This is a genomic window from Pseudobutyrivibrio sp. MD2005 (assembly GCF_000621865.1).
Taxonomy (GTDB): domain Bacteria; phylum Bacillota; class Clostridia; order Lachnospirales; family Lachnospiraceae; genus Pseudobutyrivibrio.
Map to the genome: position 1 here is coordinate 1 of NZ_JHXE01000033.1, position 1617 is coordinate 1617.

Genomic DNA, 1617 nt, shown 5'->3' on the forward strand with positions numbered 1-1617 from the left:
ATAGCCTGCAAATAAAAAGTCAAGGCTAAATTAAAGAACAATGAAATTTTTATACAGGTTGAAAAGAAGGTATCAAAATAAGACCACCACAACCAGTGCTGGTCTGAATAGTTTTATTGATTGAGATTAATTCGATTCTGGAAGAGTGGCTAAGTATTCTTTCACTCGTCCATAGTAGATTCTTAGAAACTTGTTTGCACCGGCTGTCATATAGACATAGTAAGGCTTGCCTTGTGCCCGTTTCTTATCTAAGAACTGATAAACAGGATCGTCCTGTGGCATGGTTTTGATGAGTACATCCATTACCTGAAAGAGGGTTTTTCGTAAATTGGCGGAGCCTCTTTTAGAAGTGGGAACACTTCGTTGCTCATAGGTTCCAGATTCGTTTACGCCAGGGTCAACACCCGCAAATGCAGTGATAGCACCCTTGTGAGTGAATCTGCTCACATCACCGATTTCAGCCATAAGCTGAGGACCTAATGATGGACCTACCCCTTTCATATTCATCACGATTGAATATTCTGGAAGTTTTGAAGCTGTCTCATTCATTAGTGTGCGTAACTCTTCGACGGTGGTTGATGCACTATTAAGCTGATCTACAGCTTGTTTGATTATTAGTTTGGTTATTTCGTCTTTTGGAAGTACAGGAACAAGTTCCTTTGCTTTTCCATAGATTTCTTCAGCTTTTGATTGGCTGAAGTTGTACTTCTTGCGTTTACACCATTTTTGATAATGGTCAATAAATGCGTTAAGAGACATTTTACGAACACAATCCACATGCCAGTAAGTTGAAGCGAAATCAACCCATTTTTGGCTGCCATCACTTCGAGCAGGGCTATCAAAGTAAGAGTTTACTCCAGGATAGGTCTGATCAAGGATGCCGATAAGATTATTCTTCATAGCGGTTTTGTGTTTCATGTAGAAACCAAACTGACGATTCATAGTTTTAAGTTGAATTCGTAACTCATCCATAACACTATACTGTTTTAGGTTTTGCCACTTGTCAAGCGCATAACGGGCAATCTTAACAGAATCAGCTTTGTCTGATTTGACTTTGCGAAGAGAATCGTTATCAAAGTCCTTTATGAGTTTAGGATTAACAGCGCTAACAAAAAGATTTGCCGCTGAAAGTTCGTGGGCAAGAGCCTCGTAATAGCGCCCTGTGTGTTCCATAACGATGCGGGATTCACCTTCAACAGAATTGATGAGTTCAATTAATGAAGTGATGTCACTGGATGTGTGTTTTATTTCAAAGGGAGAAGAAACAATCTCACCGAAAGGTCTCATGATTGCAACCATACTTTTTCCCTTAGAAACATCGATACCTACTGCGTTCATAAATTTGTCACTCCTTAAGATTATTGCAATGGATAAGTACCAGTTTTACTCATTGCCTATTCTATCTACTGTGGTGTGACACGAACGTACCCAAGGCAGTTCAACCTGCATAAAACGAACGCTGCAAATGAGGAGCTGGTTATCAGTCTATTTAACGGACGCTAAGTCCAAGAAGGAAGGCCGACATACCGATTGCTCCACCATTATACAGCTAAGCAACAAGATGGATAATTCCTTACTGGCTGTAAGGGGTATTAACCATAAATATATTGTAGTAGA

1 protein-coding gene is annotated in these 1617 nt (G+C 39.8%); it reads right to left on the minus strand.

All coding sequences use genetic code 11. From position 1 onward, the window contains the following. Positions 1-126: 126 nt before the first annotated feature. Entirely contained in the window at positions 127-1338 is a 1212-nt protein-coding gene (locus T498_RS0109795; RefSeq protein ID WP_028235751.1) for an IS110 family transposase, read from the minus strand. Positions 1339-1617 lie beyond the last annotated feature (279 nt).

Coding starts and splice junctions, on each gene's coding strand:
- T498_RS0109795 (WP_028235751.1), bottom strand. CDS start 1,338: ATGAACGCAGTAGGTATCGATGTTTCTAAGGGAAAAAGTATGGTTGCA.